This is a genomic window from Paenibacillus cellulositrophicus (genome assembly GCF_009363095.1).
In the GTDB taxonomy this organism is placed as follows: Bacteria; Bacillota; Bacilli; order Paenibacillales; family Paenibacillaceae; genus Paenibacillus_AQ; species Paenibacillus_AQ favisporus.
In genome coordinates this window covers 1,041,789-1,058,060 of the sequence record NZ_CP045295.1, presented here as the reverse complement: position 1 = coordinate 1,058,060, position 16,272 = coordinate 1,041,789, and the positions used below count along the sequence as shown (strand labels likewise).

Sequence of the window (16,272 nt, the reverse complement as noted above, 5' to 3'; positions counted from 1 at the left end):
GGCTGCCCATGTCCTTCCGACTGCGGAGCATTCAGACGATCATCACCGCAACCTTTGCCGGTATGACGGTGCTCGTCGTCATCCTGGTCAGCATCATGTTGTACAACAAATTTTCCAAGACGGCGGAGGAGAATGCCTACCTCAATATTCAGCAAATCATCGAGCAGGTCAATTACCACTTGGAGCTGTATGTCAAAGGAATGCAGGACATTTATGCCGTCGTCGAGCAGCAGATTGATCAAACGGCTGACGTCAGCAGCGGGGTACTCCGTGAGCAGCTGACCACACTGCTTCATACACGGGAAGACCTTGTATCCGTAGCGCTGTTTACGCCCGAAGGCCGGCTGGTGCTGGACATTCCGAATGCCGAAATGCGCCGGAACACCAAGCTTACCGAACAGAGCTGGTACGAGTCGGCACGGGAGGTGCCGCAGAAGCTGTCTTTTTCCCCGCCGCACATCCAAAATTTATACAAGGGCCAGTACAAGTGGGTCGTATCGTTAAGCCGCATGATCGAATATCGGGACCAGGGAAAAGTAAAGCGCGGAATTTTGCTCGTTGACGTCAACTTCCGGACGATTGATGAGCTGAGCCGCAAAGTGAGCCTTGGCAAGCAGGGTTATGCTTACATCATCGACGAGCTTGGGAACATCGTCTACCATCCGCAGCAGCAGCTGATCTATGCCGGTTTGAAGTACGAAAATCTGGAGCCCGTATTTGACTATGCCTATGGCAGCTATATCGATAAATCGACCGGCGTGCCGCGGTATATCACAATCCGGACGGTACAGCCCATCGGCTGGAAAATCGTCGGGGTTGCCTTTCCGGACGAAATTGTGACGACCAAGCAGGACCTGAATCAGTTTATTTTCTGGTTTCTCGTGGTCGTCATTACGGCTGTGGTACTCCTCGCTGTCTTCATCTCGGCGAAAATATCCCAGCCGCTCCGTCGCTTGGAGCGGTCGGTCCAAAGCGTCGGACAAGGGGATTTCAGCACACCGATCTACGTCAGCGGCGCTTATGAAGTGGTGCAGCTGTCCAAGCGGTTTAATTTTATGCTGCATCGCATCCGCCAGCTGATGGACCAGATCATTCACGAACAGGAAGCGAAGCGGAAAAGCGAGCTGGATGTGCTGCAGTCGCAAATCAATCCCCATTTTCTCTACAATACGCTGAATTCGGTGATCCGACTGGCGGAAAAAGGTAAAAAGGAAGAGGTCGTGACGACGATCACTTCGCTGTCCAAGTTTTTCCGGATCAGTCTGAGCAAAGGGAACACGATCATCACCGTGGAAGAAGAGCTGGAGCATGTGCGCCATTATTTGATCATCCAGAAGATCCGCTACAAGCATAAGTTCAATTATGAGATTCAGTGCGATGAAGCTGCACGCTCCTGCAGGACGCTGAAGCTGATCCTGCAGCCGATCGTAGAGAACGCCATTTATCATGGAATCGAAAAAATGCCGGACGAAGGCTGGATCTCCATCTCGGCGGCGGTTCAGGGAGAGCAGCTCGTCTTGACCGTCAAGGATAACGGGCTTGGCATGACCCCGCAGGTGATGGATCAGATTCTCAGCGGAAACCACCGCAGCGGCAGCGGATCGGGTGTCGGCGTGAAGAACGTGAACGAGCGCATAAGGCTGTGCTACGGCAAGCCTTACGGTCTGCATTTTGCGAGCGAACTGGAAGAAGGAACAAGTGTTACGATCACGCTGCCGGCGGTATCGGACCGTGCGGAGGAACTGGAGAGGGGGATATCATGAGCTTAAGCCAAGGAATCGTCCGAGTAGCGCTGCTGCTTGCAATCTTACTCTTCATGGGCTCTTGTTCCTCGTCGCCTCCGAATCTCCGCGCCTCCGGCAAGCCGCGGACGATCGACATGATCGTCAAGATGAATCACGGCGACTACTGGAACACGGTGAAAATGGGCGCCGAGGTGGCGGCCAAAGAATTCAACGTTCAGCTGACGTTTAAGGCGCCTGATAACGAAAGCGATATCGACGGGCAAATTCGCCTGATGGATCAGTCCATCCAAAACAAGGCGGATGCCATCATTCTGTCTGCGAGCGACTATATGAAGCTGGCCCAGGTGACTGACCGCGCGGCCTATTACAAAATCCCGGTCATCTCAATGGATTCCGAGGTTGCATCGGCCCGGGTCAAAACGTTCGTGGGCACGAACAACTATGAAGCGGGCCAGAAGGCGGCGGAGCGGATGGTCGCCCTGACCGGAACGAACAGCCGCATCGGCGTGATGAATTTTGTGCAGGGCTCCAAAAACGGCGACGAGCGCGAGGAGGGCTTTATGGATTATATCGCCCGGTTTCCCGGGGTTCAGGTCGTGGCCGTGGAATACTGCCAGTCCAATGAGCAGCTGGCGCGTGAACTCACCCGCAAAATGCTGAACGAGCATCCCGATATAAACGGGATTGTTGCGCTTAACGAAGTGGCGTCGATCGGCACAGGAGAAGAGATACAGAAGCTGGGGGCCGGAGGACGCGTGAAGCTGATCACGTTTGACAGCCCGGCCAAAGTGATGGAGCTGCTGCAGGAGGGGATTGTGCAGGCTACGGTCATCCAGAACCCGTTTAACAACGGTTATTTGGCTGTGCAGCACGCTGTTGAAGCAATGGAGGGCCTGGACGTCCCTGAGCGCATCGATACCAAGTCCAAAATCATTGATCTCGACAATATGCTCTGGCCGGAAAATCAGAAGCAGCTGTTTCCGTTTGTCCGCTGAGCTATTGGTGAACCGAGTGCCGCACCTCCTTAAGCGGCACTTTTTTGCGTTCATTACATCATTCTCCCCAAGTGCAGGCTGGCAGCATCCCCGAAAGATGGTTACCCCTTATCATGCTATATTTTCCAAATATGCTGCTTCAAAGGCATGAGAATTTTTATAGAACACATGAGAATTTTATATTCGAATCTGCCCGCGGATACAGCATAATGTAAACGTATCCAAGAGAGATACGAGAGGCTCGTTAAAGAGAATATCAGGAGGTCTGTGAACGATGAAAAAAATCACTTCCGTCATCCTAGCCGGTGCGCTGCTGGGTACGGTCATGGCCGGCTGCTCGAACTCCGGCGACAAATCCTCGGGGGCTTCGGGCGGCAGCGCGGACAGCGGCAAGGAGCCGTCGATCGGGGTAGCCATTTATAAATTCGACGATACGTTCATGACGGGTGTACGTAATGCCATCAAAACCAATGCGGAAGGCAAGGCAAAGGTGGATATTGTGGACAGCCAGAACTCCCAGCCGACCCAAAACGACAAGGTCGATCTGTTCATCACCAAAAAGACCAATGCGCTGCTGATCAACCCGGTGGACCGCACGGCGGCCGGCGTGATTATCGACAAGGCCAAAACGGCCAGCATCCCGGTCGTCTTCCTGAACCGTGAGCCGCTGCCCGAAGACATGAAGAAATGGGACAAAGTGTATTACGTCGGCGCCAAGGCTGAAGAATCCGGCACGATGTCCGGGGAACTGATCGCGGACTATTGGAAGGCCCATCCGGAAGCGGATAAAAACAAGGACGGTGTACTGCAGTACGTCATGCTCAAAGGAGAACCCGGACACCAGGATGCGGAGCTGCGCACCAAGTACTCGATCCAGGCGATCGAAGACGCAGGCATCAAGGTCGAAAAACTGGCGGAAGACACGGCGATGTGGGACCGCGTGAAAGGGCAGGAGAAGATGGCCGCTTTCCTCGGCTCGCATGGCGATAAAATCGAAGCCGTTCTCGCGAACAACGACGACATGGCGCTTGGCGCGATCGAAGCGCTGAAAGCGGCAGGCTACTTCACGGGCGGGAAAACGATGCCGGTTGTCGGCGTGGACGCCACGGCGCCGGCGCTTCAAGCACTGCAGGACGGCACGCTGCTCGGCACGGTGCTGAACGATGCGAACAACCAGGGCAAAGCTTCCGTGACGCTGGCCACGCTGCTGGCCAAGGGCGAAACGCCGACCAAGGAGAATGTCGGATTCGACATCACGGATAATCAATACGTGTGGATTCCTTACAAAAAAATTACCAAAGACAACATCGACGATGCGAAGTAAGCCGACAGGCTGGACTTAAACTAACCATCCCCGGAAAGGGCGGACGAGAAGCGCGGTCCGTCCTTTCCTCTGGATGAGGGCAGGGAGCGGAAGTTATGGCTGAGCGTGAATTTTTACTGGAAATGAACCGGATCAGCAAAGAGTTTCCCGGCGTTAAGGCGCTGGACGGGGTTACACTGCAGGTAAGGCCCGGTACGGTTCATGCCCTGATGGGGGAGAACGGTGCCGGCAAGTCCACTTTAATGAAATGCCTGTACGGCATTTATTCGCCGGACGCGGGCGATATTCTGCTGGACGGCAATAAGGTCCAGATCAACAATTCCAAGGATGCGCTGAACCTGGGGATTTCGATGATTCATCAGGAGCTGCACCCGGTGCCTTTTCGCAATGTGATGGAAAATATTTGGCTTGGGCGTTTTCCGACAAAAGGCGCGGGATTCATCCGGTTTATCGACCATAAAAAAATGTACCGGGACACGAAGGAGCTGTTCAAGCAGCTGGACATTGATATTGAGCCGGACGTGATGGTCGGCAAGCTGTCGGTCTCCAAAATCCAGTCCATCGAAATCGCCAAGGCAGTATCCTTTCATGCGCGGGTCATCATCATGGACGAACCGACGTCGTCCTTGACCGGTGTGGAAGTCGAGCATTTATTCCGCATCATCCGCGACCTGAAGAAACGCGGGGTGGCCATCATCTACATCTCGCACAAAATGGAGGAAATTTTGCAAATTTCCGACGATGTCACGATTATGCGCGACGGCAGCAAAATCGGCACGTGGCCGGCCAGCGAGCTGACCACAGAGATGATTATCGCGAAGATGGTCGGACGGGACCTGACACACCGGTTTCCGGAGAAAGAGAATGTGCCTGGCGAAGTGATTTTGAAGGTTGATGGCGTGACTTCGCCCATACCGAAATCGTTTAAAGACATTTCCTTTGAGCTGCGCAAAGGGGAAATTCTCGGCATCGGGGGCTTGGTCGGCGCCCAGCGCACCGAGCTGATCGAAGCGCTGTTCGGGCTGAGGGACATCGCCTCGGGCTCCATTTCCTTGAACGGCAGGCCAGTCAAGATCAAGTCGCCGGAGGATGCGAAGAAGCTCGGTATGGCACTGCTGACGGAAGAACGGCGGGTCACCGGCATCTTCTCCGTTCTGCCTGTGCACGAAAACGCGGCAATCGCCAATTTGGGCAGATACCGCAAAGCGTTGTTCCTGCTGGACGGCAAACGCAAAAAGCAGGAAGCCGATCAAATGGTGGAGAAGCTGCGCACCAAAACGCCGACCACCCGGGCGCTGATCATGAACTTGTCTGGCGGCAACCAGCAGAAGGTGCTGCTGGCCAGATGGCTTTTGACCGAACCCGAAATTCTGCTGCTGGATGAGCCGACAAGGGGGATCGACGTCGGAGCGAAGTTTGAAATCTATACGATCATCAAAGACCTGGCGAAACAGGGGAAAAGCATCATCATGATCTCCTCCGAAATGCCGGAGCTGCTCGGTATGTCGGACCGGATTATGGTGATGTCTGAAGGACGGCTGACCGGCATCGTGGACGGAAGCAGCGCCACAGAAGAAGAAATCATGCGTCTGGCCGCCCAGCATTAGGGAAAGCCGAAGGAGGAACTAACATGCTGAACACCAATAAAATCAACACAGGCAGGAGATTTCAGGGATTTGCCTCGCAGTATGCGATTTACATCGTGCTGGTGCTGCTGGTCATCGGGATTACAATTTACAATCCTTCTTTTCTGTCCGTAAACTCGCTGCGGGACATTCTTATCCAGTCATCGACCCGCGCCATCATCGCGCTTGGCGTTGCGTTCATTTTGATCACGGCCGGAACCGACTTGTCGGCTGGCCGAATCGTCGGCCTGACCGCGGTTATCTCGGCATCCATGCTGCAGAGCTCGGACTATGCTGCGCGTTTTTTTCCGAATCTGCCGCATCTTCAAGTATGGCTGCCCATTGTCCTGGCCATTATCGTCGGCCTGCTGTGCGGATTGGTTAACGGGCTGGTCGTCTCGAAGCTGAACGTTCCGCCGTTTATCGCAACGCTTGGCACGATGGTTGCCGTGTACGGCCTGAACTCGCTGTATTTTGATATGGAGCCGAATAACTCCCAGCCAATCGGGGGTCTGCGCAAAGATTTCACCGCGATCGGTACAGGATATATCGGCGAAGGGCAGTATTCCGTGCCTTATATCGTGCTGATCGCCATTTTCGTGGCGTTCATCGTCTGGGTCATTTTTACGAAAACGAAGCTTGGAAAATACATGTACGCGATCGGCGGCAACATCCAGGCGGCTAAAGTATCGGGCATCAACGTCGCCAAGTACCTGATTTATATCTATGCCATCGCAGGCGCCCTCTACGGGCTGGCGGGAGTGCTCGAAGCCTCCAGAACCGGCGGCGCAACGAACAACTACGGGAATATGTACGAGCTGGACGCCATTGCGGCCTGCGTCGTCGGCGGGGTGTCGACCACCGGCGGCATTGGCACGGTGCCCGGCGTCATGGTGGGCGTGCTGATCTTCACGATCATCAACTATGGCTTGACCTTTATCGGCATCAGCCCTTACTGGCAGCTCATCATTAAGGGATTGATCATCGTAGCGGCCGTCGCTTTCGACATGCGGAAGTATGCTGCCAAAAAGTAATAGGCCATAAAGGAATCGATCTTCTCGTCATGCAAACAAGCTGCGGCATTTCATGCTGCGGCTTATTTGTGCTGGAGCCGCAGTAATTCGGCTGAAAGAAGGACGGATGGTTGATGTAAGACGGATTACCAATATTTGAGGCGTAGCCGAAAGAAACAAACATGTTACAATGTGAGGGTAGATTGTTTACAACTTTGTAACCTGTGTAAACGAAATCAACTTACTATATTTCACTGCGAAAAGGAGATGTTTGCAAGATGAAAAACAGAATGATGAAGACCATCGCCGGAGGAGCTTTCGCTGCCGTACTGGCTGCAGGACTGATCGGGTCCGGATCTGCATCAGCCGCTTCTGCCACCTCCGCTCCTCAAAAACAAGATCTCGGCAGCCTGCAGGCTTACCTGGAGCAGCTGCTGCAAAATAACGGCGGTTCTTTGAATTGGAACTTTGTGTACGAGCTGCCTTCCAATGGGCAAGTAAACGTACCGACAACGGGAACGGAGAAGCCAACGACGACCAAACCTTCCACGCCGCAAACAAGCAAGCCTTCGGCTCCACAGACGAGCAAGCCGTCGACGCCAACGACTACGACGCCTTCGACTCCGTCCAACAACAGCGGAAGCAACACGGCGGACAAGTCCGGCTATGCCGCTCAAGTTATCAAGCTGGTTAACCAGGAACGTGCGAAAGCCGGCCTCGGTGCGCTGAAGGAAAATACGAAACTGTCCGGCATGGCGATGGACAAAGCGAAAGACATGTACAGCAACAATTACTTTGACCACAATTCTCCAACGTACGGATCTCCGTTTGACATGATGAAGAAGTACGGTATTTCTTACAGCTATGCCGGCGAGAACATCGCCAAAGGCCAAAAGGATCCGGCTGACGTCATGAATGCGTGGATGAACAGCGAAGGCCACCGCGCGAACATTTTGAACAGCCATTACACCACGATCGGTGTGGCCTACTATAATGGGGTCTGGGTTCAAGAGTTTATTGCGAACTAATCATTCATATATCATCTAAACAAAAAGGGTGCCCCGTGGCCGTTCGGCAGGGGTACCCTTTAATTTTAAAAAAAGTTCGGTCAATCCCTCGGGAGTATGGAAAACCGGGTTTGGCCGGTGAGTCCGATGGTTGCATACGAATTGAAAAAAGCAGAACCCGCATGCTTCAGCATACGAATTCTGCTTTGATGGGTTATGCAGGGGTCGAACCTGCGACCTGCCGATTAAGAGTCGGCTGCTCTACCAGCTAAGCTAATAACCCGCGTCGTCTAACAGGGAATATTATAACTCCGTTTCTCCCGAATATCCACTATGTTCACAAAATCGACAAAAAAGGCTGACGCTAAAACCGGGAATATGGCATGATTTGCAAATTGCCGGGAGAAGTTTTATGTTTATGTACATAACGTTTACGGAAACGACCGTTCAGATTGATCTGTGGAGGGATTATGTCTTGAGTTCATCGAAGTGGATTTGGCGGATTATCGGCATTCTGTCCGTAGCGGCAACGCTCCTCCTCATCGCCGGCTTCGCCTATGCGGTACAGGATATCAACCATCCCCAAGGCAGCAAGCTAAACCTGTCGGCTCCTTCCGCCAAACCTGAAGGAACGGCACCGGGCATTATTGAACAGAAAAAAGAGCTGAAGGCTGCGGTCATCGGAGATTCCCTGGCCAAAGGAACCGGCGACAGCACCGGGAGCGGCTTCGCGCGGCGAAGTGTGACCAAGCTTGCGGAGGCTACGGGCAAGAAGGTGACCCTGCTGAACAATCTTGGCATTAACGGGCTGACCACATCCGGACTGCTTCCGAAGCTGAGGGAACAAGGGACCCGGTACGTGCTTGGCGAGGCGGACATCATCCTGTTGTCCATCGGGGGCAATGATTTGTTCCAGGGGGCGGATCTGCTGTCAGGCAGCCAGACCGGTACCGCGGCTAACGACGGAGAGGCTGCGGATCTGGACCCTGATGAGCTGCTGGAAGCGCTGCCCCAGGCGAAGAAACAGCTGCAGCAAATTTTGGAGCAAATCCGGAAGATCAACCCGGGTGCGCTCATCATTTACGTCGGGCTCTATAATCCGTTTGGAGACGTGAAGGATCTTAAAGTGGCCGGTAATCAGGCCGTTTCGGAGTGGAACAGTGCTGCGCTCACGGTCATCAATAAATATGACAACATGACGCTTGTTCCGACGTTCGACCTGTTTCAGCACCATTTGAACAAGTATTTGTCGACGGACCATTTCCATCCGAACGATCAAGGATATGAGCGGATTGCGGAGCGAATTGTACAGGGAATGTTGTGAGAAAGAAGCGGGAAAGGGGCGTCAGGCGCGCATATGTCTGAAGGAAGCATCTTGAAATCGCAGGATGACGTCGTTCTGTCGGTGGAGCATGTGAAGAAGAAGATCGGGCGGAAGTGGATCATTCACGATGTCACCTTCGACGTTCGGGAGGGCGAAGTGTTCGGCTTTCTGGGCCCGAACGGGGCAGGCAAAACGACGACCATCCGCATGCTGGTGGATTTGATCAAGCCGACCAGCGGTACTATCCGGGTGTGCGGATACGACGTGAACAAGAATCAGGAGCAGGCGCTCCGGTTTGTAGGCTCGATCGTCGAAAACCCGGAGGCGTATACGTATTTGACAGGATGGGAGAACCTCGAGCATTTTGCCCGGATGCAGCGCGGCATAGACCGTCAGCGTATCCAGGAAGTGGTTGACATCGTCAGGCTCGACCAGCGCATTCATGACAAGGTCAGCACGTATTCGCTCGGGATGAGGCAGCGGCTTGGAATCGCCCAAGCCCTTCTGGGACGGCCCAAGCTGCTGATCCTGGATGAGCCGACCAACGGGCTCGATCCGAAAGGAATCAAGGAGCTGAGACAGTTTATCCGTCAGCTGGCCGATGAAGGGCTCGCCGTATTTGTGTCCAGCCACCTGCTGAGCGAAATCCAGCTGCTGTGCGACCGGGTGGCCATCATCAGCAAGGGGCGCGTACTGGCCGTGGGTCCTGTTGAAGAGCTGGTATCGGAAAATGCCCTATATGTCATATGGGATCTCTCTTCCGTGGGAGAAGGCAGATCCTTACTCAGCCGGCAGGCAGGCGTAGAGGTGATTTCGGACGCCGAAGAGGTGCTCGATGACGCCATCATCGCTGGTATGGGGCAGGAAGCGATCGTGACCCGGATGGACGAACAGCATGTCGCCTCCATCGTCAGACAGCTCGTTTCAGCAGGGATTGAAGTCAGGAGCGTGCATAAAATTAATCCGACTCTGGAACAGCTGTTCCTCAAAATGACGGAAGGTGAGAGCATTGATTAACCTGCTTCCGCTGGTCAAAAACGAAACGATCAAAATCATCAAAAAGAAACGGTTTTATGTCGTATTGCTGATCCTTGTCGTCCTGGTGCCCATGTTCACCTACGCCCAGATGCGCTCGGCCGAACGGACACGCGAGAAGTTTCACGGCGATTGGCGGCTTGAAGTTCAGCAGCAGATCACCGATAATGAAAATTCACTCAGCAGCGACCGCGTTCCGGACGAATGGAAAAAGTTCCGGAAAATTTTTATCCAGCAGCTGCAGTATTACCTGGACCATGACGTGAACCCGAACGAGCCGAACGGCGTCACCTTTACCCGCGAGTTTTTGGACAACTCCATTTCCTTGTTCATACCTCTGTTGGTTATGGCGATCGCCTCGGATATCGTATCGGGCGAGAGGACATCGGGCACGATCAAAATGCTGCTGACCCGGCCGGTCAAAAGGTGGAAAGTACTGCTCAGCAAATTGATCGCGCTGGTCATGTACAATTCGTTAATCGTCGTGGCGACGGTCATCATCACTTATTTGATTTCGGGCGCGGTATTTGGCTACAAAGGCTTTACGATTCCGGTGTTCACCGGCTTTCTTATCCGCGGCTCGGAGGTGGATATGTCCGCCGTTCATGCCGTTCCGCAGTGGGAATACCTGCTGATGCAGGCGGGCCTTGCCTGGTGCGTCAGCCTTGTCGTCGGGGTGCTCGCATTTATGGTGTCCGTGCTTGTCCGCAGTACCGCCGCCAGTATCGTCGTCATGATGGCGGCTCTGATTGCCGGCTCAATATTGACGAACATGGCGTCCGCATGGAGCAGCGCCAAATATTTATTTATGGTCAACCTGCAGTTGACCAATTACCTGTCGGGCACGCCGGCGCCGATCGAGGGCATGAGCTTGACGTTTTCCCTCATCGTGCTGACGGTTTGGGGGGCTGCTGCGATTGCAATCTCTTTCCTTGTCTTTACGAAAAGGGATATCTTGAATTAAAATGGACAAGGATAACAAAACATCTGTTTGCATTTTGGATGAAATTCATCCTACATAAAGATACACAAAGGGGGAGCATGAATGGTCGAGCAGATCGATATGTTTGCAGAGTCATCAAAGGGCGGCCCGAACGGCCAAACCGGATACGATGCTGACGACATTCAAGTGCTCGAAGGCCTGGTTGCGGTTCGCAAACGGCCAGGTATGTATATTGGCAGCACCAGCTCATCCGGACTTCATCATCTGGTATGGGAAATTGTTGATAATGCTGTAGACGAGCATTTAGCCAAATACTGCACGAGAATCGAAATTACGGTACACAAAGACGGATCTATCACCGTTCTGGACAACGGGCGGGGAATCCCCACGGGCATGCACAAGACGGGTATCCCTACGCCGCAGGTCGTATATACGATCCTGCATGCCGGCGGCAAATTTGGCGGATCGGGTTATAAGAAGTCCGGCGGTTTGCACGGCGTAGGCGCTTCGGTGACCAACGCGCTGTCGGAATGGCTTGAGGTGGAAATTTACCGGGAAGGCAAGATTCACCGGATGCGTTTTGAATATTGGCAGGACAAGAACGGCAAGGAGCACGTCGGTGAGCCGGTGACCGGCCTGGAAGTGCTGGGCAATACGAACAAGACCGGCACCAAGGTGACGTTTAAGCCTGACGCGCGTGTGTTTCAAGGCGGTATCAACGTAACTTACGATACCCTCGCCGAACGGCTTCAGGAAATTGCGTTCTTGAACTCCGGGCTGCGGATCGTCCTGAAGGACGAGCGTGCGGACCGCCAGGACGAGTTTTTCTATGAAGGCGGCGCCAGCCAGTTCGTCGAATTTCTGAACGAAGGCAAAGACGTCATGCATGACGTCATTCACTTTTATGGGGAAAAGGAAGACGTCGAGGTCGAGGTGGCCCTGCAGTACAACGCAGGATATACCGAAACGATCGCTTCTTTCGTTAACTCGATTCCGACTCGCGGCGGCGGTACGCATGAAACAGGCTTTAAAACGGCCTACACGCGCGTGATGAACGATTATGCCCGCAAAAATCACCTGCTGAAAGAAAAGGACAAAAACCTTGAGGGGAACGATCTGCGCGAAGGCATGATGGCGGTCATCAGCGTTAAGATGGCCGAGGTCGAATTCGTGGGCCAGACCAAGGACCAGCTCGGCAGCGCTTCCGCGCGGAGCACCGTCGATGCGGTCGTGTCGGAGAAAATGCAGATTTTCCTTGAGGAAAATCCGCAGGTGGCCCAGACGCTGATCAAAAAGGCGATCCAGGCCTCCAAAGCGAGGGAAGCCGCGCGGAAAGCGCGCGACGATATGCGCAGCGGCAAGAAGCGCAGCGAGAGCTCGAATCTGGGCGGCAAGCTGTCGCCGGCGCAGTCGAAGGATTTTACTCGTACGGAGCTGTTTGTCGTGGAAGGTAACTCTGCGGGCGGATCGGCCAAGCAGGGCCGGGATTCTAAAATTCAGGCAATCCTTCCGCTGAAGGGGAAGCCGATGAATCCGGAGAAGGCGAAGCTCGCCGACATTATGAAAAATGAAGAATACCGGATGATCATTTCCGCCATCGGGGCCGGCATCGGCAACGAGTTTGAAATCGAAGACAGCAATTACTCCAAAATTATTATTATGACCGACGCAGACACGGACGGAGCGCACATTCAAGTGCTGCTGCTGACCTTTTTCTACCGTTACATGAAGCCGCTGATCGATGCCGGAAGAGTGTATATCGCTCAGCCTCCGCTGTACAAAATTACGCGGAAATCCGGCAAGCTGGAGACGATCCGTTATGCATATAACGACGAGCAGCTGCAAAACTATTTAAAAGAGTTCGGTAAAAACTACGAGCTTCAGCGCTACAAGGGGCTCGGCGAAATGAACCCCGAACAGCTGTGGGAAACGACGATGAACCCGGATACCAGAACGCTGCTGCAGGTGCAGATCGAGGATGCCGCCAAGGCCGAACGGCGCGTCTCCACGCTGATGGGCGACAAGATTGATCCGCGCAAGCGCTGGATCGTGGAAAACGTGGACTTTAGAGAGTTCGAGGAATAGAAGGTGAATGGATGAGCTTATCGGAACAATTTTTGCCGGCCTTTCTGGAGGAGGTCGTCGGCGACCGCTTTGGCCGGTACTCCAAATATATTATTCAGGACAGGGCCATTCCCGATGTGCGGGACGGCCTGAAGCCTGTTCAACGCCGGATTCTGTACGCGATGTACGATTCGGGCAACACACCGGATAAACCTTACCGCAAATCCGCTAAAACCGTCGGGGACGTCATGGGCAACTATCATCCCCACGGGGATGCGTCCATCTATGACGGCATGGTCCGGATGGCCCAGCCTTGGAAGATGGGGCATGTGCTTGTGGACGGTCACGGCAACTGGGGTTCGATTGACGATGACCCAGCTGCAGCGATGCGGTACACGGAAGCCCGCCTGTCGCCGATCGCCATGGAGCTGCTGCGGGATATTGAGAAGCGCACAGTACAGTTCAAGGACAACTTTGATAATACTGCCAAGGAGCCGGTCGTTCTTCCTTCCAGATATCCGAATCTGCTGGTCAACGGGGTCAGCGGCATTTCCGCCGGTTTTGCAACCGAGATTCCGCCGCACAACCTGCGCGAGGTGATCGACGCATGCATCGCTGTGATGCAGAAGCCGGAAATCGAGCTGGACGAGATTATGACCTTTATCAAAGGTCCGGACTTCCCGACGGGCGGCCTGATCATGGGCGGCGACGGCATCAAGGAAGCGTACCAGACGGGCAAGGGACGGATTTATCTCCGGTCTAAGGCGGACATTGAGTTTCTGCGCGGCGGCAAGCAGCAAATCGTTATTACCGAAATTCCGTACCAGGTCGTCAAATCGCGTCTGGTGACACAAATGGAGAATATTCGACTCGAGAAAAAAATCGAGGGAATTTCGGAGGTTCGTGACGAAAGCGGCCGCGAAGGATTGCGCATCGTTGTCGAAATCAAGAAGGAAGCGGATGCCCAGGGCATTTTGGCATATCTGCTTAAGAAGACCGATTTGCAGGTGACGTACAACTTCAACATGGTCTCCATCGTCAACAAGGCGCCGCAGCAGCTTGGACTGAAAGCGATGCTGCAGGCGTACATCGAGCATCAGCGCGAGGTCGTGACGTACCGGACGCAGTTTGACCTCGAGAAGGCGGAGGCCAGAGCCCATGTACTCGAAGGTCTTGTCAAGGCACTGAACATTCTGGACGAAGTCATTGCGGCCATCAAGGCTTCCAGCAACCGTCAGGATGCGCAGAACAACCTGCAGTGGATGTTCGGGTTTACGGAGCGTCAGGCCGATGCCATTCTGACCCTGCAGCTGTACCGTCTGACCAACCTGGAGATCACGACGCTGCAGAAGGAGCTGGACGAGCTGCATAAGAAGATCGCCCAGTACCAGGCGATTCTGGAGAGCGACAAGAAGCTGATCGCGCTGATCCGCAAGGAGCTGCTCGAAATCCGCGACAAGTACGGCGTGGACCGGCGCTCTTCGATCCAGGGCGAGGTTGAAGAAATCAAGGTCAACCTGGAAGTCATGGTCAGCTCGGAGGATGTGCTCGTAACTCTGTCCAACGATGGATACATCAAGCGGACGAGCATGCTGTCGTTTACGCGTTCCGGCGGGGAGCTGGACAGCTCCGGGGTGAAGGAAGGCGATTATGTCAACAGGGTGCTGGAGGTCAACACGCTGGATAATCTGCTGATCTTTACGCAGCGAGGCCAGTTCTTCCTGCTGCCGGTGCATCAGGTGCCGGAGTTCAAGTGGAAGGACCCGGGAACGGCGATCGTCAACGTCATCAACCTGGCGAAGGAAGACGAGATCGTCGGGGCCATCCCTGTCAACAATTTTGATCAGCCGGATAAATCGCTCGTCTTCGTGACCCGCAAGGGCCAAGTGAAGCGGACGGAGCTGAAAGAATACATGACAAACCGCTCCAGCGCGGTTGCCGCTTGCAAGGTCGGCAGCGACGATGCGGTCCTGTCGGTAACGATGAGCAATAACGACAAAGACATTTTGCTGGTCAGCAGGGACGGCATGAGCATCCGCTTCAAGGAGCAGGAGGTTAATGCGATGGGCCGCGTATCTGCCGGGGTGCGCGGAATTCAGCTCAAGGAAGGCGATGAGGTCGTATCCGCCCTGTGGGTGGAAGAGGACGAGGGCGAAATCCTCACCCTGACGGATCTGGGCTACGGCAAACGGACGCTGCTGGCGGATTATCTGCCGCAGAGCCGCGGCGGCAAGGGACTGGCTACGTTCGAGTTCAAGGAAGGCAAGCGGGTGAAGCCGAACGGAACCCGCATCGCGGGAGCGTTTTATTGCCGCGAGCCGCTTGAGATCACGGCCATGACCCAAGCAGGCCAAAGCTTCAGCTTCAATTCGGAGCAGGCGCCGCTCGCCGAGCGGAAATCGATCGGCAAGATGCTCGTGCATGTGGAGAAGAAGGACGAGATTGTCGATTTGCTCGTGAACGGCTCCGAGCCGAGCCGGACAGAGTCCAAATCATAAAATCAATAGCTGAAAGGGCATCCCGGGCTGCGGGATGCCCTTTGTTTTTAACCGAAAATTTTTAAAAATTTTGTGGCTCCCCGAAAAGGTTCTAAATGGGCACGGCAAGGCCATCGGAGCCGCGTTATAGGGGGTGTTTTTCCTGTAAATTTACACAGTTTTCACGAACCAAGCAAAGAAATTTTTCATGGTGAAGAAGGAATTGCTTTAATTTGCGCGAAACTTAATCATGTAAATCATGGCGATTACAAGATACTGAGCGAAAGGAAGGATATACAGTGCAGACTTCCGAATTTGCGAAAATGTGGTCTAAACTAAGCAAAGATTACAAATTACATATGGAAAACGAGCTCGCCCCGGCCCTGACGGAGTCCCAGCTAACCGTGCTTGAAGTGCTGAGCGATCAGGAACGGATGAAGCCTTCGGACTTGACCCCGCTGCTGGCGACAAGCCCTGCCGCGGTCACCATGCTGCTGGACCGTATGGAGAAGAACGGGCTGATCCAGCGTGAGCGGGATTTGAACGACCGGCGGATCGTATGGGTGTCCATTTCGGAAAAGGGCAAGAACGAAGTGCTCCGCGGTCTGCAGATCCGCGATGCGTTCCTGTCCGGCGTACTGAGCCGAATCTCGCTTCACAACCAGCAGCTGCTGGTGTATCTATTGGGCAAAATCACGGCCTAAACCGGGCCAGGCGTGT

The 16,272-nt window shown here is 54.1% G+C and carries 12 protein-coding genes and 1 tRNA gene; 12 read left to right on the top strand and 1 reads right to left on the bottom strand.

The genetic code is table 11. The features are described 5' to 3' along the window. Positions 1–8 precede the first annotated feature (8 nt). The 6 genes from GCU45_RS04715 (at position 9) to GCU45_RS04690 (ending at position 7,730) form a co-directional block, all read left to right on the top strand. A complete protein-coding gene (locus GCU45_RS04715) occupies positions 9–1,763 on the top strand; it encodes a sensor histidine kinase (protein WP_076171727.1) in 1,755 nt (584 codons plus the stop codon). Next, positions 1,760–2,740, top strand: coding sequence for a substrate-binding domain-containing protein (locus tag GCU45_RS04710; RefSeq protein ID WP_244364440.1), 981 nt, complete (start codon positions 1,760–1,762; stop codon positions 2,738–2,740). The genes GCU45_RS04715 and GCU45_RS04710 overlap by 4 nt, the downstream gene beginning before the upstream one ends. A 274-nt stretch (positions 2,741–3,014) precedes the next feature. After that, on the top strand, positions 3,015–4,064 hold the full coding sequence (locus GCU45_RS04705) for a galactose ABC transporter substrate-binding protein (RefSeq protein WP_145158577.1): 1,050 nt from the start codon (positions 3,015–3,017) through the stop codon (positions 4,062–4,064). Positions 4,065–4,159: 95 nt separating this feature from the next. Further along, positions 4,160–5,671: a sugar ABC transporter ATP-binding protein gene (locus GCU45_RS04700; RefSeq protein ID WP_152398248.1), complete on the top strand. Its 1,512-nt coding sequence runs from the start codon at positions 4,160–4,162 to the stop codon at positions 5,669–5,671. Between the two features lie 23 nt (positions 5,672–5,694). Next, positions 5,695–6,723, top strand: a complete 1,029-nt coding sequence (gene mglC, locus GCU45_RS04695) for a galactose/methyl galactoside ABC transporter permease MglC (RefSeq protein WP_089547997.1) — start codon at positions 5,695–5,697, stop codon at positions 6,721–6,723. A 257-nt stretch (positions 6,724–6,980) separates the two neighbouring features. Further along, a complete protein-coding gene (locus tag GCU45_RS04690; RefSeq protein ID WP_152398247.1) occupies positions 6,981–7,730 on the top strand; it encodes a CAP domain-containing protein in 750 nt (249 codons plus the stop codon). Between the two features lie 189 nt (positions 7,731–7,919). On the opposite strand, the gene GCU45_RS04685 is transcribed toward GCU45_RS04690, so the two are convergent. After that, positions 7,920–7,992 (bottom strand) — tRNA-Lys (locus GCU45_RS04685). Between the two features lie 129 nt (positions 7,993–8,121). On the opposite strand from GCU45_RS04685, the gene GCU45_RS04680 reads away from it, so the two are divergent. The 6 genes from GCU45_RS04680 to GCU45_RS04655 all read left to right on the top strand — a co-directional run bounded on the left by GCU45_RS04680 (position 8,122) and on the right by GCU45_RS04655 (position 16,256). Then, a complete protein-coding gene (locus GCU45_RS04680) occupies positions 8,122–9,033 on the top strand; it encodes a GDSL-type esterase/lipase family protein (protein WP_341874540.1) in 912 nt (303 codons plus the stop codon). A 33-nt stretch (positions 9,034–9,066) separates the two neighbouring features. Beyond that, the gene (locus GCU45_RS04675; protein ID WP_152398246.1) at positions 9,067–10,050 is read left to right on the top strand and encodes an ABC transporter ATP-binding protein; all 984 of its coding nucleotides are present in this window, start codon (positions 9,067–9,069) and stop codon (positions 10,048–10,050) included. Beyond that, positions 10,043–11,032, top strand: a complete 990-nt coding sequence (locus tag GCU45_RS04670) for an ABC transporter permease (protein ID WP_152398245.1) — start codon at positions 10,043–10,045, stop codon at positions 11,030–11,032. Before GCU45_RS04675 ends, GCU45_RS04670 begins: the two co-directional genes overlap by 8 nt. Positions 11,033–11,113: 81 nt before the next feature. Next, positions 11,114–13,096: a DNA topoisomerase IV subunit B gene (gene parE / locus GCU45_RS04665; RefSeq protein ID WP_152398244.1), complete on the top strand. Its 1,983-nt coding sequence runs from the start codon at positions 11,114–11,116 to the stop codon at positions 13,094–13,096. 11 nt (positions 13,097–13,107) lie between these two features. Next, on the top strand, positions 13,108–15,573 hold the full coding sequence (gene gyrA, locus GCU45_RS04660; protein ID WP_152398243.1) for a DNA gyrase subunit A: 2,466 nt from the start codon (positions 13,108–13,110) through the stop codon (positions 15,571–15,573). 278 nt (positions 15,574–15,851) lie between these two features. Next, the gene (locus GCU45_RS04655; RefSeq protein ID WP_076170968.1) at positions 15,852–16,256 is read left to right on the top strand and encodes a MarR family winged helix-turn-helix transcriptional regulator; all 405 of its coding nucleotides are present in this window, start codon (positions 15,852–15,854) and stop codon (positions 16,254–16,256) included. Positions 16,257–16,272 lie beyond the last annotated feature (16 nt).

What these genes read in the sequence shown, in the direction of transcription:
- GCU45_RS04705 (WP_145158577.1), top strand. Translation starts at nt 3,015, where the DNA reads ATGAAAAAAATCACTTCCGTCATCCTAGCCGGTGCGCTGCTGGGTACG.
- GCU45_RS04700 (WP_152398248.1), top strand. Translation starts at nt 4,160, where the DNA reads ATGGCTGAGCGTGAATTTTTACTGGAAATGAACCGGATCAGCAAAGAG.
- parE (WP_152398244.1), top strand. Translation starts at nt 11,114, where the DNA reads ATGGTCGAGCAGATCGATATGTTTGCAGAGTCATCAAAGGGCGGCCCG.
- GCU45_RS04715 (WP_076171727.1), top strand. Translation starts at nt 9, where the DNA reads ATGTCCTTCCGACTGCGGAGCATTCAGACGATCATCACCGCAACCTTT.
- GCU45_RS04675 (WP_152398246.1), top strand. Translation starts at nt 9,067, where the DNA reads ATGTCTGAAGGAAGCATCTTGAAATCGCAGGATGACGTCGTTCTGTCG.
- GCU45_RS04710 (WP_244364440.1), top strand. Translation starts at nt 1,760, where the DNA reads ATGAGCTTAAGCCAAGGAATCGTCCGAGTAGCGCTGCTGCTTGCAATC.
- GCU45_RS04680 (WP_341874540.1), top strand. Translation starts at nt 8,122, where the DNA reads ATGTTTATGTACATAACGTTTACGGAAACGACCGTTCAGATTGATCTG.
- GCU45_RS04690 (WP_152398247.1), top strand. Translation starts at nt 6,981, where the DNA reads ATGAAAAACAGAATGATGAAGACCATCGCCGGAGGAGCTTTCGCTGCC.
- gyrA (WP_152398243.1), top strand. Translation starts at nt 13,108, where the DNA reads ATGAGCTTATCGGAACAATTTTTGCCGGCCTTTCTGGAGGAGGTCGTC.
- mglC (WP_089547997.1), top strand. Translation starts at nt 5,695, where the DNA reads ATGCTGAACACCAATAAAATCAACACAGGCAGGAGATTTCAGGGATTT.